Genomic DNA, 26,812 nt, shown 5'->3' on the forward strand with positions numbered 1-26,812 from the left:
GCAATCGAATCTCCATAAGCAAAACGGCACCGAAAGGTGCCGTTTTTGATGCGGAGTGCAGTGGCGGGCCGTGTCAGGCGGTTTCTGTCTGCTGTGGCTCTGCGCGGCGCAGCACGCCTTGAATGGCTGCACGCACGGAGGAAAGCTGGCGGCGCGAGACCTGCAGAACTTCTGGCACGCTGTGCAGGCGCATGGCCCAGCATTCACCTTCTTCGTCGGTGTAGTGCTTCTCCAGCACACGCATCTGAGAAGGGTTGACCAGGGCGTTGCGGTGAATGCGCACGAACTGGTTGGGGAAACGGTTCTCCAGCTCGCTCAAGGAGCTGTCCAGGATGTAAGTGCGCGTGATGGTGCGCACCGTCACATACTTTTGTTCGGCTTTCAGGTACACGATCTGGTGCAGGGGCACGCGCTCTGCGCGGCCGCGGTCACGAATGACCAGTGCGGGGGCGGTGTCTGTACCGGTGCTGCCGTCCAGGGGGCGCGCACGGCGTACCTTGGCAATGGCTTGCTGCAGGCGCTCCAGGCGCACAGGCTTGGTGAGGTAGTCCACCGCATCCACTTCAAAAGCACCTGCGGCGTACATGGAGTGGGCGGTCACAAAAACCAGCGCAGGGGGCTGGGGAAGGTTGCGCAGTGTTTGCGCGAGCACCATGCCGTCGGGGCCGGGCATTTGGATGTCGAGCAGCACGAGATCGACTGGCACTTCGCTGCGTTGCAGAAATTCTTGCGCCTGTGCCACGTTGGCAGCTTCTTCGATCGTGAAGGGTAAAGAGGGGTCTTCGCATTCGCTGAGTAAAACGCGCAAACGATTACGAGCCAGCAGTTCATCATCAACGATCAGTACATGCATTTTTTATCTCCGGATAGTTTTGGTTTGCACTTAACTGGACGGTAGTGAAATTCGGACTTCAAATACTTCCTCTTTTTGCGTGGCACTGAATGTGGCTTGCACATCGTGCAGCAGGCGCAAACGCCGCTCTACGTTGGCGAGAGCCATGCCCTGACCTTTGCGGGCGGGGGCTTTGTCTCCGGGGTGTTTGTTGGAACTCAGTGTATTGGTGACACGTAACAAAATGAATTTTTTTTGAGTGAGTTGTGCGGAGATTGTTACTTTTGCGCCAATTTCTGAGGGTTCCACCCCATGCTTGACAGCGTTTTCTACCAAGGGCTGCAAGAGGAGTGGGGGCAAACGGACATGCAGTGCAGCAGGCTCCAAATCCCATTGCACTTGCAATCGTGTACCAAAGCGTATTTGCTCAATGTCCAGATAGCGCTGGGCCAGCTCGATTTCTTCGGCCAAAGCGATGGTGCTGCGCGGGTCCTGCAGGGTGGCGCGGAACAGATCACTCAAATCTTCCAGCAGGCGCTCAGCCTTGGAGGGCTCTTCACGCACGAGGGCAATCGCGCTGTTGAGGGCGTTGAAGAGAAAGTGCGGGCGGATATGGGCTTGCAAGGCGGTGAGCTGGGCTTTGGTCGCAGCCGGGGTTCTGCCTTCGGCGCGCAGCAGCAAATAGCCCACCAGCACTGCGGCAAGCAAACCGCCAGTGATGGCATTGGCCAACCAGTGCAGCCGTGCCACTTCACCTGTCATGGCCAGCATGGCTGTGGCGTAAATGCCCGCAACCACCCCCAAGGCAATCCCGATGGCGTACTGGTGGGGGCCATCCATGCGGTGCAAAACGCGTTTGAGGCTGCAGGCCAGTAGCAGCCACACCAGGGTGCCTGGCAAGCCGCCACTGGTGAGCCAGGCGGTGTGCAGCAGCCATTCCCAGGCGTTGGGGCTGGTGTAGAGCGCGGCAACGGCCAGGGTGATTTCGACGCCAAGTACGGCGCGCAGCACCACGCCGAGGTGGCAGGCATCAAAGATCAAGAGGGGGAGCGCTGCAGTAGGCTGAGGGGTTGTCGTGTCCAAAGACTCGGCAGATGGCGATTGGCTCGATAAAATTTGCGGCTTGTGCATAGGGCATCCGGGTGTTCCGGGTGTCTGTCGTAACTGGAAATTCTGCCCTCCCATGTCTGATAACACCACCACCCAGCCCTCCCACAACCAGCTCGACACCAAGGCGCAGGCGTGGTCAGCGTTGTTTTCTGAGCCAATGAGCGATTTGGTCAAGCGCTATACCTCCAGCGTTTTCTTTGACAACCGCATGTGGAAGGCTGACATCACCGGCTCTTTGGCCCACGCGGAAATGCTGGCCACCCAGGGTGTGATTGGTCAGGATGACTATGCGGCCATCCAAAAAGGCATGGTGCAGATCAAGCAAGAGATTGAGTCCGGCGCGTTCGAGTGGAAGTTGGATCTGGAAGATGTGCACCTGAATATCGAGGCACGCCTGACCGCCTTGGTGGGTGATGCCGGCAAGCGTCTGCACACTGGCCGCAGCCGCAACGACCAGGTGGCCACCGACGTGCGCCTGTGGTTGCGCGATGAAATTGATCTGATCGAAGGCCTGCTGAAAGAATTGCAGCTGTCGCTGGTGGAAGTCGCCGAAAAGAATGTGGATGTGATCCTGCCTGGCTTTACCCACCTGCAAGTGGCACAGCCCGTGAGCTTTGGTCACCACATGCTGGCCTATGTGGAAATGTTCAAGCGCGACGCCGAGCGCATGCTGGACGTGCGCAAGCGCGTGAACGTGCTGCCTTTGGGCTCCGCTGCTTTGGCTGGCACTACCTACCCACTGGACCGTGAGCGCGTGGCCAAGACGCTGGGCATGGAAGGTGTCTGCCAGAACTCGCTGGACGGTGTGTCCGACCGCGACTTCGCCATTGAGTTCAGTGCCGCCGCCTCACTGTGCATGGTGCACGTGAGCCGTCTGTCGGAAGAGTTGATCATCTGGATGAGCCAGAACTTTGGCTTCATCAAGATTGCTGACCGCTTCACCACCGGCTCGTCCATCATGCCTCAGAAGAAGAACCCCGATGTGCCCGAGCTGGCCCGCGGCAAGACGGGGCGTGTGGTCGGTCACCTGATGGGCCTGATCACCTTGATGAAGGGCCAGCCTCTGGCCTACAACAAGGACAACCAGGAAGACAAGGAGCCACTGTTCGACACCGTGGATACCTTGAAGGACACGCTGCGTATCTTTGCCGAAATGATCGGCGGTCAAGTGAATCCCGCCACCGGCACCAAGGATGGTGGCATCACCGTGAATGCCGCGAACATGCGTGCCGCCGCTTTGAAGGGCTACGCTACGGCCACCGACTTGGCAGACTACCTGGTCAAGAAGGGTTTGCCTTTCCGCGATGCGCATGAAACGGTGGCGCATGCGGTCAAGCTGGCTTCGCAAAAGGGCGTGGACTTGAGCGAGCTGCCTTTGGAAGAGCTGCAATCGTTCAATCCCAATGTGCAGGCCGATGTGTTTGAGGTGCTGAGCCTGGAAGGCTCTCTCAATGCACGCAACACCTTGGGTGGCACCGCGCCAGCGCAAGTGCGTATTCAGTTGAGTAAGCACCGCGCACGTCTGGGCTGATACCGATTGCCGCAACCCTGCGGTTGATCGCAGGAAGATTAAAAAAGGACGCTTCAAGCGTCCTTTTTTTGTGCCCGCAGCAACCCGCCGTGCAGTTGGTGGCGCCGTGAAATTGGCGATGTGGTGCATCGTCAATTGCTATGATTTTTTAAGAAATTTCTGTGTTTTTTGCTGATAAGCTGGCAGATGGCCGTGTATGGCTGCTTTTATTTTTAACTGTTGGAGAAATTTGTGACCCAAGCATCACGTCGTCGATTCCTGGCCCAAACTGCGCGTCAAGCGGCGGTACTGGCAACTGCCAGCATGGCGGGTTGGCGTGGCGTGTGGGCCTACGAAAAGCCGATTCGCATCCTGGTGGGTTTTCCCCCAGGGGGTGGCTCCGATGTGATTGCCCGTTTGTTGCAAGACCCCTTGAGCCAGCGTCTGGGGCGTACGGTCATAATCGAGAACAAGCCGGGCGCAGGTGGGCAGATTGCGGCGCAGCTGCTCAAAGCTTCGCCCGCCGATGGCAGCACCTTGTTCTTGACGCATGACCACACCATTTCGATCCTGCCGCAGGTGGTGCGCCATGCTGGTTTTGATCCGGTGCAGGACTTTGAGCCGGTAGGTGGTTTCGCCTCCTTTGTGAATACCTTTGCCGTGCCGGCGCAGCACCCCGCCAAGACTTTCCAGGAGTACGTGGACTGGGTGCGCACCGCGTCGGGTGCCCGCAGTGCGGTGGGTATTCCGGCCCCGGCTTCCACGCCTGAGTTTCTGGTCAAGCAGTTGGCCACACGCTATGGGCTGGATTTGATTGCCGCGCCCTACAAAGGCAGTGCACCCATGATTGGTGACATGCTGGGCCGCCAAATTGAAGCTGGGATTGGCTCGGTGCAGGATTTTGTGAACTACCACCATGAAGGCAAGCTGCGCGTGCTGGCGGTGCTGGGTGGCAAGCGCCAGCCCTTGTTGTCCGAGGTGCCCACGTTCTCGGAGCTGGGCATGAAGGGGTTGGAAGATATGCCTTACTACGGCATCTACGCGCCCAAGGGCGTACCTGCGGATTTCACCCAGCGTTTTGCCAAGGCGCTGGCCGAAAGTGTGCAGGAGCCAGCCATTCGCAAGCAGCTGGAAGCCCTGGGCCTGGTGGTGGATGCGATGTCTCCCGCGCAGTTGCACCAGCGTGAGCGCGCTTACACCGCAGCCTGGAAGCGCATCATTGATGACAGTGGCTTCAAGCCGCAGTAAAGGCACGCTTTCCACGGGAATGACCTTCGCAAGCCGCAGCACTGTGCTGCGGCTTTTTTGTTGCTTAACGTAAATGCATGTATCTCCGGTGCAAGGCGCCAAGCGCGCAATGCTAGGCTATGCAGCATTTCAAAAAAACAAAGAACAGCTGACGCAGTCTCTGAGATGTCTTGTGGCGCACTTGCTGGGGTATGGGGTCTTGGCGCTGCATGGCATCACTCCCGCCTCAGGGAGATGACAGGGGCGGTGTGGGCGTTTCTCTAAAACAGAGGCATGCGCATGCATACAAAATTATGGTGGGCCCTTGTGGCTGCGGGTGCGGGCATCGGCGGTGCTGCGCACGCGGTGTCGATCAGTCAGGTGACGCCCCAAGGCAGCGTCAACGAGGTGCAGCAGGTGGTGGTGCAAATGGCGTCAGACGCCAGCCGCATGGGCAATGCACAAGCACCAGCCCCTGTGCGCGTGCAGTGCAGCCCCGAACAAGCGGGTCAAGGCTCGGGCCGCTGGAATGGTCCGCGCGAATGGGTCTGGCAGTTCAACCAGACCGTGGTGGCGGGGACACGTTGCCAGGTGCAACTGGAAAAATCATTCAAATCGCCTTCTGGCGAAGCATTGACAGGCACAAGTAGCTATCAATTTGAGGTGGCTGGACCGTCGGTGGTGCAAACGTGGCCGGCAAGCTACGAGGCCGTGGATGAGGCGCAGACCTTTGTGCTGCAGCTCAACGGGGCAGCCACGCCGCAGAGCCTGCAGCAGCATGTGCATTGCCGCGCGGAAGGCGTGGGCGAACGTATTCCTGTGCGCGTGCTGGAGGGTGGCAAGGCGCAAGAGATTCTCAAAAACCTGGGTGTGTCCAGCAAAGGCCATTACGTGGCCCTGGAGTGCAACCGCCGCCTGACAGCGGGCAGCCAGATGCAACTGGTGTATGGCGCCGGGGTGCAGATGGCCGGTGGTGTCACCAATAAAAACACCAAGGTGCTGGATTTCAATGTACGCGAGGCATTTACCGCAGAGCTGCACTGCCAGCGCGAGCGTGCCAACGCCGGCTGTTTGCCGATTCGTGATGTCGTGCTTTCGTTCAGCGCGCCCGTCAGTGAGGCGCAGGCCAAGCAGGTGCAGCTGGTGCTCAATGGCAAAAAAATTCAGCCCGTGCTCGATAAGGAATCGACAGCCACATTCAATGAAGTGCGCTTCCCAGGGCCTCTGGAGCCGCTGGGCAAATACCAGCTGGTTTTGCCTGACAACTTCCAGGATGACGCCGGCCGTACGCTGGTCAATGCCAGCGCCTTCCCCATGACGGTGGCCATGGGCGATACGCCACCTCTGGTGAAGTTTGCCGCTGCCCCGTTTGGGGTGCTGGAGCGTTTTGCGGAAGGCGAGGATGGCACGGCGATCTTGCCGTTGACCGTGCGCCAGGTCGAGGGCATGGATGGCGAGAAAGCCACCTCGGGCGCAGGTGCGCAGGTGCGCAATCTGCGCCTGACGCGGGACACCGACATCATCCGCTGGTGGGGCATGGTCCAGCGCTATGAGCGCGGCTGGATGAGTCGCAAAGAAGCGCAGCGTGATGTGAAGTCTGCATTGCCCAAGCCTGTGGATGACAACGACCGTGACTCCATTGCACCGCGCACCGTATCGCTGCTCAAAGGGCAGCCGGGTGTGCAGGCGCTGAGTCTGCCCAAAGCCAAGGATGGCGATCCACGTCCGTTTGAAGTGGTGGGTATCCCATTGGCTGAGCCCGGCTTCCATGTGCTGGAGGTGGAGTCCCCCCGCCTGGGCGCAGTGTTGCTCGATGAGCGCATGGGTACGCCCCGCAGCATGTTCGTGCGAACGTCGGCATTGGTGACCAATCTGGCGGTGCACCTGAAGTTGGGGCGCGAAGGCTCGGCGGTGTGGGTGACTTCGCTGGACAAGGGCAAGCCCGTGGCACAAGCCCAGGTGCAGGTGTCGGACTGCCGTGGCAAGGTGCATGCGTCCGGTCAGACCGATGCGCAAGGCGTATTGCTGCTGCCAGCCTTGGGCAAGGAGGTGCCGCGCTGTGAAAACCACGATGCCAGCGGCGAGTGGTTTGTCAGCGCGCGCCATGCCGACCAAGGTGTGGAAGACATGGCGTTTGCCTGGAGTGGCTGGCAGCGCGGCATTGAGCCCTGGCGCTTCAATGTGCCCACCACATGGGGCAATGAGCCCGAACTGGTCGCGCACAGCGTGCTGGATCGCAATTTGGTGCGCACCGGCGAGCAGGTGTCGATGAAGCACTTTGTGCGCACCCAGACTGCGCAAGGCCTGGCCCTGCCCAAGAGCTGGCCGGTCGAGCTGGTGATCACCCATGTGGGCAGCGGTCAGCAGTACAAGCAGGCGCTGCAGTGGAGCAATACGCACAACGGGGGGCGCAACGCGGTCAGCAACTTCCAGGTGCCAGCCGCCGCCAAACTGGGGCTGTACACGGTAGAGCTGCGCTGGTCGGAGGCTGCCGATGGTGGGCAGCGCGTGCTGCAGTCGGGGGAGTTCAGGGTGGAAGCCTTCCGTCTGCCCGTATTTGCCGGCAGTGTGCAACCCACGCAAAAAGGCGCATTGGTGCAACCGAAAGAGCTGCCCGTGGCGGTGGCGCTGAACTTCATCAATGGTGGTGCAGCCAATGGGCACAAGGTGCAGGTCAGTGCCTTGCTGCGTGAACAGGGTGTCAGCTTTGAGCGCTGGTCAGGCTACAGCTTCAGTGCCCCGCGCGCTCCCGGTGAAGTGGATCGTGACACCGAAGACAGCAGCAGCGATGGTGCGCGCCTAGTGGCAGACAAGTTGCCGGTGACCTTGGACGCACAGGGCCAGGGACAGGTGAAATTGCCCGCATTGCCTGCCATCAAAGTGCCGCAAAGCCTGGTGCTGGAAGCCAGTTTTGCCGACCCCAATGGCGAGATTCAAACGCTGCGCAGCAGCCAGAGTGTGTGGCCTTCGGCGGTGCTGGCCGGGATTCGTACAGAAGGCTGGATGTCGGTAGGCCGCAAGATGCGCCTGCAGGTTGTGGCGGTGGATGCCCAAGGCCATCCACAAGCCGGAGTGCCCTTGAAGGTGCAAGCCGTGCAGCACACCACCACCACCACGCGCAAACGCCTGGTGGGCGGTTTCTACAGCTATGACAACCAGCGCAGCAGCAAAAATCTGGGCGAAGTGTGCAGCGGCAAGAGTGATGCACGTGGCCTGCTGCTGTGTGAGGTGCAGGTCGTCGAGGCGGGTGAGGTGGAACTGATTGTTTCGGCACAGGATGCGCAGGGGCACACGGCCCAGGCCGCAGACACCGTCTGGGTCACGGGGCAGGGTGAGCTGTGGTTTGGCGGCCAAGACCATGACCGCATGGACGTGCTGGCCGAAAAAACCAGCTATGCGCCGGGTGAAACGGCCAAGTTGCAAGTGCGCATGCCCTTCCGTGAAGCCACAGCCCTGGTCAGTGTGGAGCGCGAAGGTGTGCTGCACACCCAGGTCATGCAGCTGGAGGGCAAAGACCCAACGATCGAGCTGCCCGTGCAAGCCGGTTGGGGCCCCAATGTGTATGTGAGCGTGTTGGCTCTGCGGGGTCGCCTGTATGAAGTGCCTTGGTACAGCTTTTTCACCTGGGGCTACAAGGCGCCGCGCCAGTGGTGGAATGCTTTCTGGTACGGCGGTAAAGAGTATGTGGCGCCCACAGCGATGGTGGACTTGAGCAAGCCAGCGTTCCGTCTGGGTGTGGTCGAGCTGCAAGTGCAGGACAAGTCCCAGCAGCTGACTGTGGCCGTCCAGGCCGACAAGGGCAACTACAAGATTCGAGAAACCGCCAAGGTCACGATTCGTGCCACCTTGCCGGACGGCAAACCTGCAGCCCATGCCGAGGTGGCGGTGGCTGCTGTGGACAAAGCCCTGCTGGAGCTGTCACCGAACCGCAGCTGGGATTTGCGTGCTGCCATGTGGCAGCGCCGTGGCTGGTCGGTCGACACGGCCACTGCACAGATGGAAGTGGTGGGGCGTCGTCACTATGGCCGTAAGGCGGCCGCACCTGGCGGTGGTGGTGGTCAGGGGGCGCCGACGCGTGAGTTGCTCGATACCTTGCTGCTCTGGAATCCCAGGGTGCAGCTGGATGCGCAGGGCCAGGCGGAGGTCAATGTGCCGCTCAACGATGCCTTGACCAGCTTTGCCATCGTGGCTGTTGCCGATGATGGGGTGCAGCGTTTTGGAATCGGCAGTGTGGACATTCGCACCAGCCAGGATTTGCAGCTCATCAGCGGCCTGCCGCCGGTGGTGCGTGAAGGCGACAAATTTCGCGCCATGCTGACGGTGCGCAACAGCACCGCGCAGGCTATGCAGGTCAAGTTGCAGCCCAAGGCCGAAGGGGCAGAGCTGGCGGCGCAGACCGTGGAAGTGGCGGCCCAATCTGCGCAGGAGGTGGCCTGGGATGTCACCGCACCAACCAGTTTGGCGCAGGCCGCGCAAGGCGAATGGCATTGGCAGCTGGAAGCCCAGGATGCGAAGACCGGGGCCAAAGACAGCCTGGCCTTCAGCCAGCGCTTGCTGCCGGCAGTGCCACTTGCGGTGCAGCAGGCCAGCATTCAGCAAATCGATGGCCGCTGGGAACAAGCCATGAGCTGGCCTGAGAACGCCGTGCCCGGCAAGGGCGGCGTGCGTCTGTCGTTCAGCGACAAGCTGGCCGACAAGGAGCAAGGCGTACCAGGCTTGCGCGATTGGTGGGCCGCTTATCCGTATGCCTGCCTGGAGCAAACCGTGGGCAAGGCGATTGGCATGGGCGATACAGCGCTGTGGCAGAGCACCATGGCGCAGCTGCCGACCTATCTGGATGACGATGGCTTGGCCATGTACTTCCCGCCCCAAGACAACCGCCGGGCACAAGGCAGTGACAGCCTGACGGCCCATTTGCTGGCAGTGAACCACAGCCTGCAAGCGGTCGACAAACGGCTGCAGCTGCCTGCGGCTGAGAAGGCGCGCATGGAGTCCGGCCTGATCGCCTTTGTCGAAGGTCGTATCGAGCGCAAGCACTGGAGCCCGCGCCAGGACCTGGATGTGCGCAAACTCTCCGCCATTGCCGCGCTGGCCCGCAGTGGCAAGGCTCGCCCTGCGATGCTGGAGAGCATTCGCCTGGTGCCACAAGAGTGGCCCACCCATGCGGTGATCGACTGGCTGGGCATCTTGCAGCAGATGCCGCAGCTGCCTGGGCATGAGACACGCCTGGAAGAGGCGCAGCAAGTGCTCAAAACCCGCCTGTCCTACCAGGGCTCGCAAGTGGGCTTTAGCACCGATGCGCAAGACCAGTGGTGGTGGCTGATGCAGGGTGTAGACGTGAATGTGGCGCGCCTGCTGCTGACGACCATGGACGACCACGCCTGGGATGCGGAGCGCATTCGCCTGGTGACCGGCCTGCTGGCACGCCAGAAGCAGGGTTCCTGGGGCACGACGACGGCCAATACCTGGGCCGCTCTGGCGCTGCGCCAGTTCTCGCAACGCTATGAGCGCGATGAGGTCACTGGCAACACCACGGCCTTGCTGGGTACAGCCACCCAAACCGTGCACTGGGATGCTGCCGCGCAGCCCGCAGAACCCGCTGGCGCATTGCCCACAGGCAGCGCGGTGGCAACCAGCAGCGAAGGCCGCAGCGTGTTCCTGCCTTGGGGCGAGCGCCGCATGGGGCAACTGAGTGTGCAGCACCGCGGTACCGGCAAACCCTGGGTGGGCCTGCAGTCGATGGCGGCAGTGCCGCGCACGCAGCCACTGAATGCGGGCTATGTCCTGAAAAAGACGGTGACGGCCGTTCAAGGGGGCAACAGCCAGAGCTGGAAGCGTGGCGATCTGGTGCGCATTCGCCTGGAGATCACGGCCAGCGCCGATATGACCTGGGTGGCGCTGAATGACCCCATTCCTGCGGGTGCCACCATTTTGGGCAATGGCCTGGGGCGTGATTCAGAGATTGCGCAGCAGGGCGAGGGCCAACACACCGAGGGTGTCTGGCCTGCCTTTGTGGAGCGCGGACAAGACAGCTACCGTGTGTACTGGGACTATTTGCCCAAGGGGACGGCGTCGATGGAATACACCGTGCGCCTGAACAATGCGGGCGACTTTGCCTTGCCACCTTCGCGTGCTGAGGCCTTGTACGCCCCGGAAATGTTTGGCGAGCTGCCCAACGCCCGCTGGAAGGTGGCGCAGCCCTAAGCTGGGGTGAGGGCGGTGGTGGGGCAGCGGGTGCGGCCCTGCCACCGTTCACTACTTATGGAACGCAGGAGCATCCAAGGTATGCATTACTTGTTGACTTACGAATACACCGAAGATTACTTGGCGCGGCGCAGCGAGTTTCGCAGCGCGCACTTGTGCCAGGCGTGGGAGTGGCAAGCGCGTGGCGCACTGCTGCTGGGCGGTGCAGTCGGGGACCCGGCAGACAGCGCCGTGCTGGTGTTTGACTGTGACAGTGCCCAGATGGTGGAGCAGTTTGTGCAGACCGATGCCTATGTCCTCAACGGTTTGGTGCGCAGCCACAGCATTCGGCCGTGGACGACGGTCGTGGGCGCGCAGGCGAGTACGCCGGTCTATCCCGATTAAAGCGATCAGCACCTTGGTGCTAAAAAAGATAGCTGTTTGCGTTTGGATTGCAATGGTTTCACGGTGTTTTGTGCCTGAAACCAAAGTTTAGCAAGCGCTAGTAGCTATCTTTTTTACAGGTCAGCAGGGCCACATCGCCATACGGTAGGCGCTGTCCCAGAACATCCATTCCAGGCGGGCCGCATCGGTATAGGCGGTGTGCATGGCGGCAATCGTGTGGGCATCTGCTTGCGCAGCCACGCTGTCGACCGTCTGGCGCACGGCCCGCACATGGGCGTGGAATTCCTCGCCCCCATAGGTATCAATCCAGCTCTGGTAGGGATTGCCCGGCACGCTGTGTTTTTGCAGCAACACCCCGACTTCGGCATAAATCCAAAAGCACGGCAGCAAAGCCGCCAGGGCAACGGGGTAGGGCCGGCTCCAAGCGGTCGACTGCAAAAAATGGCAATAGTGGTGGCATGTGGGCGTCAGCGGCGTGTTGCGGAACTGCTCTGCGCTGACGTCGTAGGCGCGCATAAAGCTGTCGTGCAGCGCCCGCTCAGCCACCACCGCCTCTTGGGCGGCTGCGGCAAATTGCACCACCCCCTGTGCATCGTCGGCCTTGCCCGCTGCCACGGCCAGCGCGCGGCCAAAGGCGACGAGGTAGTGGGCATCCTGAATCATGTAGTGCTGAAACACATCGCGGGGCAGGCTGCCGTTGGCCAGTGCCTGGTTGAAGGGCAGGGCCGTCGTGGCTTGGAACAGGGGCAGGTTGCGCTGCCAGGCTTGGTCACAAAATTTCATGATTCAGATGATGTGGGACAAGAGAGAATCCGGAAGTACGTGGCACACGCACGAAGGGCTCGGTTGTACGCTAGAGGCGGCAAGACGGCTGCCTCGCCACCCAGAACTGCACGTTGAACCCCGTCATGCGGACGGAGAGAGTTTGTTATGCGTTTGATCACCTGGAACACCCAATGGTGCTGCGGCTTGGATGGCGAAGTTCGCCCTGAGCGCATTGTGCAAACCATTCAGTCCATGGGGGAATGCGATGTGCTGTGTTTGCAGGAAATCGCCATCAACTACCCCCAGCTGCGTGGCGGTGCACACAACCAGCTGGCGCAGTTGCAAGCCCTGCTGCCCGGCTGGACCGTGCTGTTTGGCCCAGCGGTGCAGGAGTGGACGGCCGCAGGCGTGCAGCAATTTGGCAACCTGATTGCCACGCGCTTGCCGGTGCTGCAGGTGCAGCACTACCCCTTGCCTTACCCCGCGGACGACCATGTGCGCACCATGCCGCGCATGTGCACGGTCGTCACCGTGCAAGACCCGACACTGGGCCAGGTGCGGGTGATGACCACGCATCTGGAGTATTACTCCAAGCGCCAGCGCATGGCCCAGGCGCGCTATCTGCGGCGGATGCATTTTGAGGCGCTGTCGCAGGCGTTTGCGCCTCCAGCACCGTTCCAGGATGGGTCGCCCTTTCAGACCAAGCCGCACACGCAGCATGCCGTCTTGTGCGGGGATTTCAATCTGGAGCCGCATGAACTGGAGTATGCAGCGCTGGGCTCACCGGCCGCAGTGATCGAGTGCCTGGAAGCGGGCTGGCCTGAGGGTGTGGTGGGCGCGCGTTGGAACGATGCCTGGCGCGTGCTGCATCCTGATGCGCCGCAGCCTGACACTTTCCGCGTCTTTGACCGCCAGTTTGGTCCCGAACCAGGTGCTTGTGACTTTGTCTGGGTCAGCGACAGCTTGCGTGCGCAAGTGCGTAGCTTTGAAGTGGACCAGCAGACCCAGGCGTCGGACCACCAGCCTGTGCGCGTGGTGATCGGCGAAGGCTCGTTGCCGCTCTTTTAAGCCGGTATGGCTGCACCGTACCTTTGCACAGCTGGGTCATAGGCGCGGGGGCCGTCGCTGGGTGGTCCACAGCGCTTGAACCTTGCGGCTGCAGGCTGGGACATAAAATTGCTCCATAGCGTGGTGATGCGTGGCGATACAGGGGGCAACAAGTGCGTGGTGTGCAGGTCTTGAACACAGTGGAAAAGTGCCTGCGCAAGCTGGTGGTGCCCGGCGTGATGTGCTTGCCGTTGCTGGCCTGGGCACTGCCCACGCCGCAGGAGGTGCGCAGCAGCTTTCGTTCATCGGAGACGTACATCCTCTCGCGCGAAGGTGATGTGCTGCAGCGCGTGCGCACCGATCTGGCCGTACGTCGCGGTGCATGGGTGGCGCTGAGCGAGGTCTCATCCGCGCTGAGACTGGCCCTGCTGGTCAGCGAAGACCAAGATTTTTATGCACACAGTGGTGTGGACTGGAAAGCGGTCTCTGCGGCGGCCTGGGGCAATTTGTGGAACAGCAAAACGCGTGGAGCCAGCACCATCACCATGCAACTGGCGGGACTGTTGGATGAAGACTGGCGCTCCAGCAACGGTGGGCGCAGCCTGGGGCAAAAACTGGGCCAGGCTTTGGCCGCCACCCAATTGGAGCGGCGCTGGCGCAAAGACCAGATTCTGGAGGCCTACCTGAACCTTTTGCCCTTCAAGGGTGAGTTGGTGGGCATTGATGCGCTGAGCCGCACCCTGTTTGGCAAAGCTGCACATGGTTTGGACGACACGGAAGCGGCGATCACGGCGGCCCTGGTGCGTGGCCCGAACGCCAGCCCCGCAGTGGTGGCGCAGCGTGCCTGCGGTGTGTGGCAAGAGCTGGCGCGCCAGCAGATGCAGCCTTCTGCAAGCGATTGTTCGGTCATGCAATGGCGAACCGAACAAGCCTTGCGTGCGCGATTGTGGCCGGCCAGCGAAGGTGTGGCTTCGCACTGGGCGCAGCGGGTGTGGAGTGGCTATGACAAGGCGCAGCCTGTGCCGGCGCAAGGAATCACCACCACTTTGAGTGCCAAAGTGCAGCAACTGGCGCTGGAGAGCTTGCAGCGCCATTTGCGGGAGTTGCAGGGCCGCAATGTGCAAGATGGCGCGGCGGTGGTGTTGGACAACCGCTCCGGGGAGGTACTGGCCTGGGTGGGTTCTTCCGGTGCGTTGAGCCAGGCCAGTGAGGTGGACGGTGTGCTGGCATGGCGCCAACCGGGCTCCACGCTCAAGCCATTTTTGTATGCCCAGGCGCTGGACGAGCAGCGATTGACAGCGGCCTCGCTGCTGGAGGATTCCTCGGCGCAAATCACGACTACTTCCGGGCTCTATATCCCGCAGAACTACGACCGGCGTTTCAAGGGCTGGGTGTCGGTGCGCATGGCGCTGGCGGCTTCTTTGAATGTGCCGGCTGTGCGCACGCTGGTGATGGTGACGCCAGATGCGTTCTTCAACCAGCTGCGCGAACTGGGGCTGCCGCTGCGTGAAAACGCGGGGTACTACGGCTACAGCTTGGCGTTAGGCAGCGCAGAGACGCCTTTGCTGCATCTGAGCAATGCTTACCGTGCGCTGGCCAATGGTGGCAAGTTCTCGGCTGTGGCGCCATTTGTGCCTGCGCTAGCAGGTGCGGCAAAGCCAGCGCCAGCGGTACAGGTCCTGTCGCCGCAGGCAGCGTTTGTGATTGCCGATGTGTTGTCGGATGCGCAGGCCCGTGCCGTCACCTTTGGTCTGGACAATGTGCTGTCTACCCGGTTTTGGACGGCGGTGAAAACGGGGACCAGCAAAGACATGCGCGACAACTGGGCGGTGGGCTGGTCACAGCACTACACCGTGGGGGTATGGGTTGGCAATGCCTCGGGTGAGGCCATGCACAGTGTCAGCGGCAGCAGCGGTGCAGCCCCCATCTGGGCAGACATCATGGCGGGGCTGCATGCGCGCCGATCCAGCCGACCTCCTATGCCGCCGGCAGGCGTGGTGCATCAGCCCGTGACGTTTGTGGCAGCGTCGCCTGTCGGGCGCCTGGAGCCAGACCGTCAGGAGTGGTTTGTTGCAGGCACCCAGCAGGACCAGTTTCATGAGCCTGTGGCTGCAAGTCATGTGCAACCCGCATCCACGGTGAGGGCGCGTATCGTGGCACCTGCGGATGGCACGATTTTGGCGTTAGACCCTGATATTCCCCCGCAACAGCAAAAACTGCAGTTGCAAGCCACGCGCCAGGATGTGCGCTGGTTTTTGGGGGAGGAAGCCCTGGGGCAGGGGCAGAAAGTGCAGTGGCAACCATGGCCTGGGCGCTATGTCTTGCAGCTCAAGGACCTGAAAGGGCTGTTGCTGGATGAAGTGGCGCTGGAAGTGCGTGGCGCAGGGGTGAAAGCGCGATAACGGGTGTATTGATCTAGCGCGGTGCTTGGGTGGATGGCGCTTCATACAATGCACGTCTTAAGCCTAAGTTTATGATCTACCGATTCTTTTCACACCGCGTGGCATGGCTGGCATTGATTGTCTCGCTGGGTATTGGCGCATTGTTTGCGCACACCATGTGGTCCATGCACAAAGAGCATTGGGACTACCAGCTCAGAACCAACGCCAACCTCAGCAGTACCCTGGCCAAAGGCCTGGAATGGTCGCTGGATGCCATTGACCTGTCGTTGCAAAAAACAGCGATTGCCTTGAATGAGTCACAGGTGCTGGAAGAGGAGCACAGCAACGATCAGCGTGCGGTGCTGGATTCTCTGTGGCGCGATATCCAGAACAGCGATTTGTTGGTGCTCAACAGCCAAGGGCAGGTGGTGCACCGTGCCAGTGGTGTGCAAAGTGTGGGCAAGCAGTTCATCGGCCACGACTTCTTCCAAGCTTTTCGGATACACCAGCACCCCGGGGTTTTTATTGGCCAGCCCACCAAAGACTTGCGCATGGGCGAGTACGTGCTGCCTGTGGCGCGCGCAGTCCGTGGCAAATATGGCATCTTGGTCGGGGTGGTTGTGGGCACCTTGCGGATGCAAGACATCAATGCCTGGTTGAGCACCATGGACTTGGGGGCACACAGCGGCGTGAATGTCATCCGCGAGGATGGCTTGGTGCTGACGCGTTTCCCGTACCAGTCGATGTCCGCCTCTGCCAGTTTGGCAGGCTCTTCGAACTTGGCGCAATTTGTGGCCACCCCACAAGGGAGCTTTGTGGGCACGGCGGTGATTGATGGTGTGGAGCGCTTGTACACGCACAACCGCGTGGGGCATTTCCCGGTGGTGGTGAATGTGGCCCAGTCCACACGCACGATCTTCCAGGCCTGGCGACGCAATGCCTGGCAATTGGGGGCTTTTGCAGCGCTGCTCATGCTCAGCTGCTTCGGGTTGGCCGTGTTGTTTGCGCGGGAGCTCACGCGCCGAGAAACGACAGAAACCGATCTCTTCACAGAGAAAGAGCGCATGCGCCTGACCTTGCAGGCCATTGGTGACGCGGTGGTCTGTACCGATGCGCAAGGGCACATCACGTATTTGAACCCTGTGGCACGCCAGATCACGGGGCTGGAGCTGCGTGAGGTGGAGCACCACCCCATCGAAGTCTTTCACGCCTTGCCGTATGCCGTTGCAGGTGGCGCCCAAGCCTCTGCGCTGCGCAGAGCGTTGGAGACAGGGCAGTCCGTAGACCGTTCGCGGACGACCTTGCTGCACCGCGGTGGCGGCGTGCTGATGGAGATGGAAGAGTCTGCCAGCTTGGTGAAATCGCTGGATGGGACGGTGCTGGGGGCGGTGGCGGTGCTGCGGGACGTGACCCAGGCCGCAGCGCATGAGGCACGGATGCAGCGTTTGGCTTTTCACGATGTGCTGACGGGTCTGCCCAACCGTACGTTGCTGCAAGACCGGGGGCGCCAGGCCATGGCACACAGCAAGCGGGCCCAGGACATCATGGCCGTGCTGTATTTGGATCTGGATGGCTTCAAGCAGATCAATGACAGCCTGGGACATCAGGCGGGCGATGCAGCCCTGGTGCATGCCGCCAAGGTTTTGCAAAGCTGTGTGCGAGAAAGCGATACCGTGTGCCGCTTGGGCGGGGATGAGTTTGTGCTGCTGCTGTGTGAGTTGACGTCGCAGGATCACCTGCAAAGCATTGCCCAGAAGATTCAGCAGGCCTGCTCGACGCCTTTTGTTTGGCAGGGCCGTGCGTATGTGTTGCAAATCAGTGGCGGCGTGGCGTTGTACCCCCAACATGCGCAGCAGTGGAAGGCGTTGCTGCATTGTGCAGATACGGCGATGTACACCTCCAAGCAGGCAGGTCGCCATCAGATACGGCTGTACCAGCCGCAGGGACAGGCGTCGCTTTTGGCTCAGGCACAGGTTCCCGAAGGCGTGGACTGAGGGGTTGTACCCGGTGGGCAGCGGCCAAATTTCAAGCCCACACAAAATTCATTCACGCAGCGCACCTGTGGCTCAGACTACGATATGCGCCGTTATTCAGAATGAGTGAGGGCTGACCCGTGGCTGACCTGTCCAAAATTACCTGTATCGAAGATCTGCGTGTGATCGCCAAGCGCCGTGTGCCGCGCATGTTCTACGACTATGCCGACTCGGGCTCTTACACCCAGGGCACTTACCGTGCCAATGAAGAGGAACTCCAGAAGATCAAGCTGCGCCAGCGCGTGGCGGTGAACATGGAAGGGCGCAGCACGCGCACCACCATGATTGGTCAGGATGTGGCCATGCCGGTAGCGATTGCGCCCACCGGACTGACGGGCATGCAGCACGCGGACGGTGAAATCCTCGCAGCCAAAGCCGCCAAGGCCTTTGGTATCCCATTCACGTTATCGACAATGAGCATTTGCTCGTTGGAAGACATTGCCGAGCACACGGACAACCACCCTTTCTGGTTCCAGCTGTACGTCATGCGAGACCGGGGCTTCATGGAGCGCCTGATTGACCGCGCCAAGGCCGCCAACTGCTCGGCACTGCAGCTGACCCTGGATCTGCAAATCTTGGGGCAGCGGCACAAAGACATCAAGAATGGTCTGTCCACCCCGCCCAAGCCCACGCTGATCAACCTGATCAACCTGGCCACCAAGCCCCGCTGGTGCATGGGCATGCTGGGTACCCAGCGCCGCAGCTTTGGCAACATCGTCGGTCACGTGGATGGCGTGGCAGATATGTCGTCCCTGTCGTCGTGGACGGCGGATCAGTTCGACCCGCGCTTGAACTGGGGTGATGTGGAGTGGATCAAGAAACGCTGGGGCGGCAAGCTGATCCTGAAGGGACTGATGGATGCGGAAGATGCCCGTTTGGCGGCACAAAGTGGCGCCGATGCGCTGGTGGTGAGCAACCACGGCGGGCGCCAGCTGGACGGTGCACCATCTTCCATCGAGGCATTGCCCAGCATGGTGGAAGCAGCCGGCAAGGACATCGAAGTGTGGATGGATGGTGGCATTCGCAGCGGTCAGGATGTGCTCAAGGCACGCGCGCTGGGTGCGCAAGGTACGTTGATTGGCCGTAGCTTCCTGTACGGCCTCGGGGCTTTTGGCCAGGAAGGTGTGAGCAAGGCGCTGCAGATCATCCAGAAGGAACTGGACACCACCATGGCGTTCTGCGGGCACACCAACATCAACCAGGTGGGTCCAGAGATTCTGTTGCCAGGCACCTACCCCAAGCCTTTCCCCAAGGCATGACCGCATTTGGCTGCAACTGTGTAGCTTTGTAAGGTCAAAGAAGTTACAAAGCGCGGGCGGGCACGTCCTACAGGTTTTACGCAAGGCTTACGCCTAAATGGCACCAGGGTTCCATCCTGCGAAGGGTGGTGGTTCAAGTGCCTATTGAAGGAGTAATCACATGCTGGATACCTTGGTACGTGAGATCAGTGCACGCTGGGGCTTGGCGGAGCAAGGCCGCCCTCTGGTGCAGATGCTGGTTGCGGCAATCAGCAATCCCGCCACGGGCGGTCTGCCCGGTTTCTTGGATAAGTTTCGCCAAGCGAGCTGGGGCGAAATGGTCAACAGCTGGGTGGGCAGCCAGACCGTCTCCCATGCACCCACCACGGCGCAGGTCGAAAAGGTACTGGGGGCAGAAGGGGGCTTGCTGCGGCAGCTGTCCTCGCACCTGGGGCTGCCGTACGACAAGGTGAGTGCTGCAGTGACGGGTATTTTGCCCATGCTGGTGGAGCGCATGACACCCGATGGCTCCATTCCTGCCGTGCTGCCTGCGGAGTTTGCCAGCTACGCCCAGGAAGGGCAGAACTTGCTGGGCATGGGCGCTGCCGCCTCGGCGGCGGCTTCCGGCGCTGGTCGTACCGTCGCTGGTGCGGCAACAGCCGCCACTGCGTCTGCGGCGTCTGCCAGCAGCGGAACTCTGGGTAAATGGCTGCCTTGGTTGATTGCGGCTCTGGTGGTGATCTTCGGCGTGAGCTACTGCAGCAAGAGCAAAGACCCGGTGGTGGCAGTGGCCCCTACGACAGAGCCAACGCCCGCACCTGCGCCTGCCCCGGAGCCTGCGCCAGCAGTCACTCCCGCGCCTGAACCCGCACCTGCACCTGCCGCGAGCGATGCCAGTAACGCAACGACCAGCAACGGCCCAGCGGGGGATGTCGCCATAGCCGCGCCGGATGGCGCCGGTGTGCTGGATGGCATGCACGACGGCATGCCGGTGCTGCGGGTGTTCTTTGACACCGGCAAGACGGATGTGGCAACGGCCTTCGCAGACAAATCCAAATCGCTGGTTGAGTTTTTGCAGGCCAATCCTGATGTGAAGGCGGTCATCTCCGGTTTTAACGATCCCACGGGAGACCCCGCGCGCAATGCAGAGCTGTCCAAGCAGCGTGCTCAAGCCGTGCAAAGCGCCCTGCTGGCGCAGGGCGTGGCTGCGGATCGCACGGTGCTGGAAAAACCGGCAGAAACCACCGATGCTGCTACCAGCAATGCTGCGGCACGGCGTGTAGATGTGATGCTGCGCCGTTAGCCCGGCAGCGCGCCCTTGCGTATCCGTGGCAAGGGCATGTTCTGTGATGGTGTGGCTTCAGCAACGGTGACAGCGGTTGCTTGCAGTCACACCCAAAGTACCAAGTCAGCCAACTGCGGCTTGGTACTTTTTTTGTCCGTGCCCGCGGTGCTGGTTACGCAGTACTTATTAATTTAAGAGCAAGTAGCGCTTGATTAGTAATGGATTTGAATAGTTTTATTAATGAAATGATTTTTGGGTCAGCGCTGACAGCTATTGAATTTGAGGGCGTGCACATCACGCATCGCTGAAGAGCGCGCCCATCTTCGTGATTGTGCGGGGCGCAGCGGCTGGGCCGTGGCTATGCTTCGCGCACACAGCAGTGACGCTGGTTATGGGTTGGGCTATGTCTTTGTCTCTTCAAGAAATCGCTTGGTTGTGGGTGCCGTTTACGCTGTTTGCAGCGGTGGCTCAAACCGTGCGCAATACGGCGCAGCGCTCGCTCACGCAGCAACTGGGCACGTTGTCTGCCACCTTGGTGCGTTTTTTGTATGGTCTGCCGTTTGCCGCCGTTTTCCTGGCGCTGCTGTACGTGCTGCCCGCGCAGCCACCGGCGTTGCCGCACTTCAGCGTCGCCTACTTTGGCTGGATTGCCCTGGGTGCTTTCTTTCAGGTGGCCGCAACCGCTGCCTTGCTTCTGGCCATGAAAGAGCGCAACTTTGCGGTCGCGGTGACGTTGTCAAAAACCGAAATTTTGCAAGTGGCCTTGTTTGGGGCAGTGTTCCTGCACGAGCTGCCTACGTCCGTGGCGCTGCTGGCGATGGTGATTGCAACGCTGGGCGTGCTTTTGCTGTCATTGCCGCCCCGGGGGCAGATACTGTCGATTCAGGCATGGTTCAGCAAGTCAGCGCTGTACGGTCTGATTTGTGGTGCGTGCTTTGCGATTGCGGTGATTGGCTTTCGCGGCGGTGCCCTGGCCTTGAATGCGCAGACCCCCTGGCTGTCCGGCGGCTGGGGCGTGTTGGTGGCGCAGGCGCTGCAAAGTATTTTTCTGGGCGCGTGGGTGGCGTACAAAACACCGCAGGGCATCATGCCGATTTTCCGTGCGTGGCGGGTGTCGCTGCTGGCGGGCTCCATGGGGGCCGCAGCTTCGCTGGCTTGGTTCACCGCCTATGCCATGCAAAGCGCGGCAGCCGTGCGTACGCTGGGAATGGTTGAGGTGGTGTTCAGCTATTTGGTCTCGCGCCGTCTGTTCAGTGAGAACTTCAGCACCGCAGAAAAGCTGGGCATGGCATTGATGGTGCTGGGCCTGGTGCTGATTTGTCTGCAAGGGGTGTAAAGCTTCTTTCACAATAGCGGGGTGACACGCACAGAATTGCCCCGTCGTATTGCCCACCTGGATATGGATGCCTTCTTTGCATCCGTAGAGCTGTTGCGTTATCCGCAGCTTCAAGGCCTGCCGGTGGTGATTGGCGGCAGCCGCCATACGCCCGAGCATGAGGCCGCCTTGATCGCGCAGTGGGGCGCACTGGAACGCATTCCGCTGGACGCATTTCCCCGCCTGGGGCGTTATGTGGGCCGGGGTGTCATCACGACAGCCACGTATGCCGCGCGCCAGTTTGGGGTCGGCTCAGCCATGGGCATGATGAAGGCCGCACGTTTGTGCCCGCAGGCCATCTTGTTGCCCATCGACTTTGTGCGCTACCGCCATTACTCACGCACCTTCAAGGAGGTGATCCTGGCGCGCGCACCGTGCATGGAGGATCGCGGCATCGATGAGGTCTATATTGATTTCACTGAAGTGCCTGGTGGTCAGGAGGCCGGAGGCCGTGTGTTGGGCGCGCAGCTGCAGCAGGCGATTTGGGAAGCTACGGGGCTGACGTGCTCGGTTGGCGTGGCACCGAACAAGCTGCTGGCCAAGATGGCCAGTGAGTTCCACAAACCGCAAGGGATTTCGATTGTTCAGCCGCAAGATTTGCAGGCCCAGATCTGGCCGCTGCCGTGCCGCAAGATCAATGGCATCGGGCCCAAGTCGGGTGCGAAACTGGAGGCGCTGGGCATTGTCACTATTGGGCAATTGGCGGCGCAAAGCCGGGTATGGCTGATGCAGCACTTTGGTGCGTCGTATGGCGCATGGTTGCATGCGGCTTCCCACGGTCACGATGAACGGCCGGTGGTGACCGAGAGTGAACCTGTGAGCATGAGCCGTGAGACCACCTTTGCCCGGGACTTGCATGCGGTGGAAGACAAAGCTGAACTCGGCGCCATCTTCACCCTGCTGTGTGAACGTGTGGCGCAGGATCTGCAGCGCAAGGGGTATGCCGGGCGCACGATTGGTATCAAGCTGCGCTATGCCAATTTCAAGAGCGTGACGCGGGAGGTGACGGTGGATGCGTTGACGCAGGATGCCCAGGTCATTCGCCATGTGGCCGGGCAGTGTCTGAAGCGGGTGCCTTTGACGCAAAGTATCCGGCTGCTGGGGGTGCGCGTGGGGAGCTTGGTGCACTGGGATGCGCAAGCAAAGCAGGCTCAAGGTGTTTCGCTTGGAAATGCGCGCAAGTCCGCACAGCACGGGGATGGGGTCTCGCTGCCGCTGTTTGAATGAGCCGATGCCGCGCTGGGGTGCGTAGCGCGGTGAAAAAATCAAGTACCTACGCGTCTGGTGATTGCTTGCTGCGGCTGCTGTGTATTTTTGGTGCTGCGGGAATACTCGATTAATTGATGATTGTCAGCAAATGCAACTTGGTTATGGGATGATCGCCCGTTTCCCTTTGCTGCATCACCCTGGTGCAAAAAAGGCAGGTCAGCTTGGAGATGCGAGTGCGAGCCAACTTCCCCGTTACACAAAATAACTACGATTTCCCGGGCGATGAATTGCTGGTCTCTGTGACCAACACCAAAGGTGAAATTACCCATTGCAACCCCGCATTTGTGCGTGTAAGTGGCTTTGAGTATGAGGATTTGCTGGGCCAGCCCCACAACCTGATTCGACACCCCGACATGCCGGCTGCGGCATTCAAGGACATGTGGCGCACGATTGCGCATGGCTATCCATGGACGGGAATTGTGAAAAACCGCCGCCGCAACGGTGATCACTACTGGGTGCGAGCGAATGTGACGCCCATCATGGAAGGTGGCAAGCCAAAGGGCTATTTGTCGGTGCGCACCAAGCCCAGTGCTGCCGATGTGCAAGCCGCCGAAGCCTTGTATGTCGAGATGAATGCCCAGGCCCAGGCGGGCCAGGAAACCATGCGCTTGCGCGCGGGTGAAGTGCGGCCTCTGGGGTGGCGGGGTCTGTGGGCGCAACGCAGCGATGTGGGTTTGCTCGCGCGCATGGTGCTTATGCTGGTGGTGGTTGCAGCAATCACCATGTGGCCTGACGTGCAGGGCTGGCAAGGCCCTGCGGCTTGGGGCATGCGCTTGGCAGCGTTGGTGCTGGGCGGCGCATGGATTGCCTGGCGCTTCCATTCTCGTTGCACCAGTGGCATTGAAAAGGCCAACGCTTGGGCGGCCCAGATGGCCAGCTGTAATTTGTCCAGCGCTTGCACACACGATTACACCGGTGAGATGGGCACGCTGATGGCCCGCTTGCAGCAAATTCAAATCAATTTGCGTGCCGTGGTGGGGGATGTGCTGATCGAGGTGGGTGGCTTTAACAGCATGTCCAAGGAGATCTCGAACAGCAGCCTGGATCTGTCCAAACGTACGGAGTTGCAGGCGTCCGATCTGGAGCAGACTGCGGCTTCCATGGAAGAGATTGCTGGCACGGTGCTGCAAACGGCAGATACCGCCCAGCAAATGGAGCTGGAGAGCAACCAAAGCAAGGCGGTGGTCAGCCGCAGTGGTATGGTGATTCAGGAAGTGGGTGAGGCGATGGAGCGTATCCGCCACTCGTCCACGCGCATGCGGGAGATCATCGGGGTCATTGAAAGCATCGCGTTTCAGACCAATTTGCTGGCGCTCAATGCGGCCGTGGAAGCGGCCCGTGCGGGCGAGCAAGGCCGGGGGTTTGCGGTGGTGGCTGGCGAAGTGCGTGCGCTGGCGCAGCGCAGTGCGACTGCCGCCAAGGAAATTGGTGGCTTGATCAACAACACGGTCGATGGCATCAGCGAAGGCAATGCGCGCATGCAGGCGGCCGGAAAAACCATTGAAGGCATGGTGCAAGCGGTTGAGCGTGTGAGTGAGCTGGTACACCAGATCAGCTTGGCCACGCGTGAGCAATCTATTGGTATTGCACAGGTCAATGAAGCGGTGGCGTCCCTGGATTCGATGACCCAGCAAAATGCGGCCATGGTGGAAGAATCCTCCAGCGCAGCAGATGCGCTGCACACACATGCTTTGCGCTTGCAGCGTTCCGTTTCGTTCTTCAACGTTTAATCCTGGGAACAGTCGCGTAAAAGCAGCCTACTGGCTGCTTTTTTTATGGCCTTTTGTGCAACAACAAAGCGTGTGAAAGTCGCAAGCTTGGTTAGCATGCAGGGATGCAAGTTTTGTTTATCGTTTTGGCGATCATTGCACTGCTGTTGTGGGGCATAAGAAGTTATCGTCCCAAAAAGCAGACACCGCCACGTACCAAGGTACCACCGGCGGCAGCGGTCGCCTCCAAACCTGAACCGGAGCCAGAAATGGCGCCAGGCATCAGCAGTGATGTGAAATTTCGGATGCTGGGTGAGCGTGGTATGGGCGGTCCCATCTATGGCGATGTGCTTTGCCACGATGGTGTGTATTTGCCGCATGTGTGGGAGTCTGACTTTCACACGTCGTTCGATGGTCGCTGGATTCGCACGGGTTCTTACGGTGAGTCGAAACCTCGCTTGCTGGACCGTAAAAGCCGCCGCTCTTGGTTGCTGAGTGTGGCTGAAGCCAGTTTGGTGGACGACTTGCACTGGCGCTTGCCACGCTGGAGCGGTGAAAGCGAGGGCGGTAATGGCGTCGCAGCGGAAGGGCACAACGTGCTGTCCGATACCGCCTTTGATACCTGGATGACCAAGCACGTAGCGGCCAAGGCTGAAGCCCTGACAGGGGTTTGTGATTTGTGGATTCCAGCGGATTGCGTGCCGCAGGAAGCCCAGGCAGTGCCTCCCAACATTCCCCAGCAAGACAATGCCGTGGCGCAAGTCACGGTGCAGCGCCACTGGCCAGCTTTGCTGCGTGAGCTGGACAACCCTCTGGAGCCCTTGTATCACCCGTACTGGCAATTGCAGCTCAACGGGGATGCACACTCATGGATCATTGACGACGACAGCGCTTTCATCTGGCGCCCGGATGGCCAAGCCTTTGCCTGCTACGGCTACCCCGTCACGGATAGCGCTCGCCAGGCCGGTCTGCGCTTGGGGGTGTGGAGTCTGGCATTTGGGGGGCAACAATGGTCGGAATGGCTTCCGCAAGATCGCAAGCTCTGGGCGGTATCAGTCGCTGAGCCACAAGATTCCGAAACGACTTTGCCAGCTTTGCGCTGGGATGGCATTGACCTGTTGCAATCCATGGAAATGGATACACCCGAGTTGGAACGCTTGCACGATGGCCGCAGCTTAAGCAGCGTGATGAGCGCGTTGTACGCCCCTTCCAAGCACCGTGAAGATGGCCGTTTACTGCTGAAAAAGATTCCTGTCCGCCAGTTTTTTTGGCGCCGAGATTTGCACAACCCTACACGCTGGACCGCGCAAAGTGCACCTGTTGCGGGTGAACCTTTGATTTGGGATCTGGTGCATGAGGCAAAGGATGAGCTGGGCGCTACCGCCGCGTACTCGGTGCAGTGCGGAGAGCATCAGCTACCTGGGCTGTGGGAGCTGGAGCATGTGGTGGTGGATGGGCAGTGGGCCATTTTGTGCCCTTGGGGCACGTCTGCGCTGCAAGGTGGCAAGCCTGTGCCGCAGGTTTGGGATGGCAAACAACTGAATGCGCTGAACGTCCACTGGCCGGTATTGCGCATGCGCCCCCATGTTTTGCCGGGCCATGCGCAGTTGCTGGTGGTAGTGGGCTGTGGGCCGGACAACAGCAATTTGGCCAGCAGCGGCTTGTGGCGCTGGCCCTTGCAAGTGGCCGATGAAACCAACCTCACAAAAAATGGCTGGACACCGGCTTACGAATGGCGTGACATTGCGGTGGATGCACAGGGTGTTTGGCAACTGCTGCCGCGCTGGCGCGAAGTACAGCAAGTGCAGCATCCTTCGGCAGATGGTGACTACGTCTGGCGCCACAAGGTGGCACAAGATGCACTGTGGTGGTGGGGTGGTCTGCACAATCAGATGAACAACAACTGGCGTCCCAAGGCGCCACGCTGTGAAGGCGTTTTGGTGACTCAATCCGGGGCTGTTTTGTGCGGTGTGGGTCCAGTGGCATGTCCCCACCATGCGGGGGATGGATGGCTCTCGTTGGAATGGCTGGCTCGCGGCGCCAGTGATACAGAAGCCAATCATTGGAAGCTGCATTGGCTGCGCCCCCACAAGCATGAGGTCTGGACTTTGGAGCTGCGTGCCTTCATGCCTGTGCTGCAGGCCTGGGATGCAACCCAAGGTGTGCAGTGGGTGGATGTGGAAGTGCCGGCCGCAGAGGACGGTGGGCCTGTACAGACCACGCAGCACATCATTGCGCCGATGCGTTGGGAAAGCGCGCAGCTGGATGTGCTCAAACAAAGCCCTGTGGGCCTGTGGGTACGCAAGCAGGATGCGGTCTATGCTGATGCCATTGCACTGCGGGATGATTGGCCGTGGGAGCGACCTCAAGTGACCTCCGCGCAGCGCACATAAAAAAACCGGCCTTGGAGCCGGTTTTTTTATGTGCATGCAACGCATGCGTT

The 26,812-nt window shown here is 60.5% G+C and carries 16 protein-coding genes; 13 read left to right on the plus strand and 3 right to left on the minus strand.

The annotated features are described in order from the left end of the window. Positions 1-73: 73 nt before the first annotated feature. Together AC27VO_RS02415 and AC27VO_RS02420 are read right to left on the minus strand one after the other, a co-directional pair. Positions 74-853, minus strand: coding sequence for a LytR/AlgR family response regulator transcription factor (locus AC27VO_RS02415; protein ID WP_488665110.1), 780 nt, complete (start codon positions 851-853; stop codon positions 74-76). 30 nt (positions 854-883) lie between these two features. Then, positions 884-1,873: a sensor histidine kinase gene (locus tag AC27VO_RS02420; protein ID WP_488665111.1), complete on the minus strand. Its 990-nt coding sequence runs from the start codon at positions 1,871-1,873 to the stop codon at positions 884-886. Between the two features lie 142 nt (positions 1,874-2,015). Here AC27VO_RS02420 and argH point away from each other — a divergent pair, with 142 nt between their 5' ends. The 4 genes from argH (at position 2,016) to AC27VO_RS02440 (ending at position 11,267) form a co-directional block, all read left to right on the plus strand. Beyond that, positions 2,016-3,473 carry an argininosuccinate lyase gene (gene argH / locus AC27VO_RS02425; RefSeq protein ID WP_488665112.1) on the plus strand — a complete coding sequence of 486 codons (1,458 nt, stop codon included), beginning with the start codon at positions 2,016-2,018 and terminating at the stop codon, positions 3,471-3,473. 303 nt (positions 3,474-3,776) lie between these two features. After that, positions 3,777-4,700: a Bug family tripartite tricarboxylate transporter substrate binding protein gene (locus AC27VO_RS02430; RefSeq protein WP_488665517.1), complete on the plus strand. Its 924-nt coding sequence runs from the start codon at positions 3,777-3,779 to the stop codon at positions 4,698-4,700. A 279-nt stretch (positions 4,701-4,979) separates the two neighbouring features. Next, complete coding sequence (locus AC27VO_RS02435) at positions 4,980-10,883, plus strand: alpha-2-macroglobulin family protein (protein ID WP_488665113.1); 5,904 nt, start codon at positions 4,980-4,982, stop codon at positions 10,881-10,883. Between the two features lie 81 nt (positions 10,884-10,964). After that, the gene (locus tag AC27VO_RS02440; protein WP_488665114.1) at positions 10,965-11,267 is read left to right on the plus strand and encodes a YciI-like protein; all 303 of its coding nucleotides are present in this window, start codon (positions 10,965-10,967) and stop codon (positions 11,265-11,267) included. A 120-nt stretch (positions 11,268-11,387) separates the two neighbouring features. Here AC27VO_RS02440 and tenA read toward each other — a convergent pair whose 3' ends face one another. Further along, positions 11,388-12,050, minus strand: coding sequence for a thiaminase II (gene tenA / locus AC27VO_RS02445; protein ID WP_488665115.1), 663 nt, complete (start codon positions 12,048-12,050; stop codon positions 11,388-11,390). Positions 12,051-12,197: 147 nt separating this feature from the next. Here tenA and AC27VO_RS02450 point away from each other — a divergent pair, with 147 nt between their 5' ends. The 9 genes from AC27VO_RS02450 to AC27VO_RS02490 all read left to right on the plus strand — a co-directional run bounded on the left by AC27VO_RS02450 (position 12,198) and on the right by AC27VO_RS02490 (position 26,762). Beyond that, the gene (locus AC27VO_RS02450; protein ID WP_488665116.1) at positions 12,198-13,100 is read left to right on the plus strand and encodes an endonuclease/exonuclease/phosphatase family protein; all 903 of its coding nucleotides are present in this window, start codon (positions 12,198-12,200) and stop codon (positions 13,098-13,100) included. 218 nt (positions 13,101-13,318) lie between these two features. Next, positions 13,319-15,481 carry a penicillin-binding protein 1C gene (gene pbpC, locus AC27VO_RS02455; RefSeq protein ID WP_488665518.1) on the plus strand — a complete coding sequence of 721 codons (2,163 nt, stop codon included), beginning with the start codon at positions 13,319-13,321 and terminating at the stop codon, positions 15,479-15,481. Positions 15,482-15,552: 71 nt separating this feature from the next. Then, the gene (locus AC27VO_RS02460) at positions 15,553-17,454 is read left to right on the plus strand and encodes a bifunctional diguanylate cyclase/phosphodiesterase (RefSeq protein WP_488665117.1); all 1,902 of its coding nucleotides are present in this window, start codon (positions 15,553-15,555) and stop codon (positions 17,452-17,454) included. Positions 17,455-17,573: 119 nt separating this feature from the next. Continuing rightward, positions 17,574-18,752, plus strand: coding sequence for an alpha-hydroxy acid oxidase (locus AC27VO_RS02465; RefSeq protein ID WP_488665118.1), 1,179 nt, complete (start codon positions 17,574-17,576; stop codon positions 18,750-18,752). 160 nt (positions 18,753-18,912) lie between these two features. Beyond that, the gene (locus tag AC27VO_RS02470) at positions 18,913-20,034 is read left to right on the plus strand and encodes a YidB family protein (RefSeq protein WP_488665119.1); all 1,122 of its coding nucleotides are present in this window, start codon (positions 18,913-18,915) and stop codon (positions 20,032-20,034) included. Positions 20,035-20,419: 385 nt separating this feature from the next. Continuing rightward, positions 20,420-21,352 (plus strand): EamA family transporter, encoded by a 933-nt coding sequence (locus AC27VO_RS02475; protein WP_488665120.1) that lies wholly within the window; start codon positions 20,420-20,422, stop codon positions 21,350-21,352. Positions 21,353-21,415: 63 nt separating this feature from the next. Further along, positions 21,416-22,618, plus strand: coding sequence for a DNA polymerase IV (gene dinB, locus AC27VO_RS02480; protein WP_488665519.1), 1,203 nt, complete (start codon positions 21,416-21,418; stop codon positions 22,616-22,618). Positions 22,619-22,833: 215 nt separating this feature from the next. Beyond that, positions 22,834-24,390: a methyl-accepting chemotaxis protein gene (locus AC27VO_RS02485; RefSeq protein WP_488665121.1), complete on the plus strand. Its 1,557-nt coding sequence runs from the start codon at positions 22,834-22,836 to the stop codon at positions 24,388-24,390. Positions 24,391-24,494: 104 nt separating this feature from the next. Beyond that, positions 24,495-26,762, plus strand: coding sequence for a hypothetical protein (locus tag AC27VO_RS02490; RefSeq protein ID WP_488665122.1), 2,268 nt, complete (start codon positions 24,495-24,497; stop codon positions 26,760-26,762). The last annotated feature ends 50 nt before the right edge of the window (positions 26,763-26,812 follow it).

The sequence above is a fragment of the Comamonas sp. 14P8.1.4 genome, assembly GCF_057799285.1.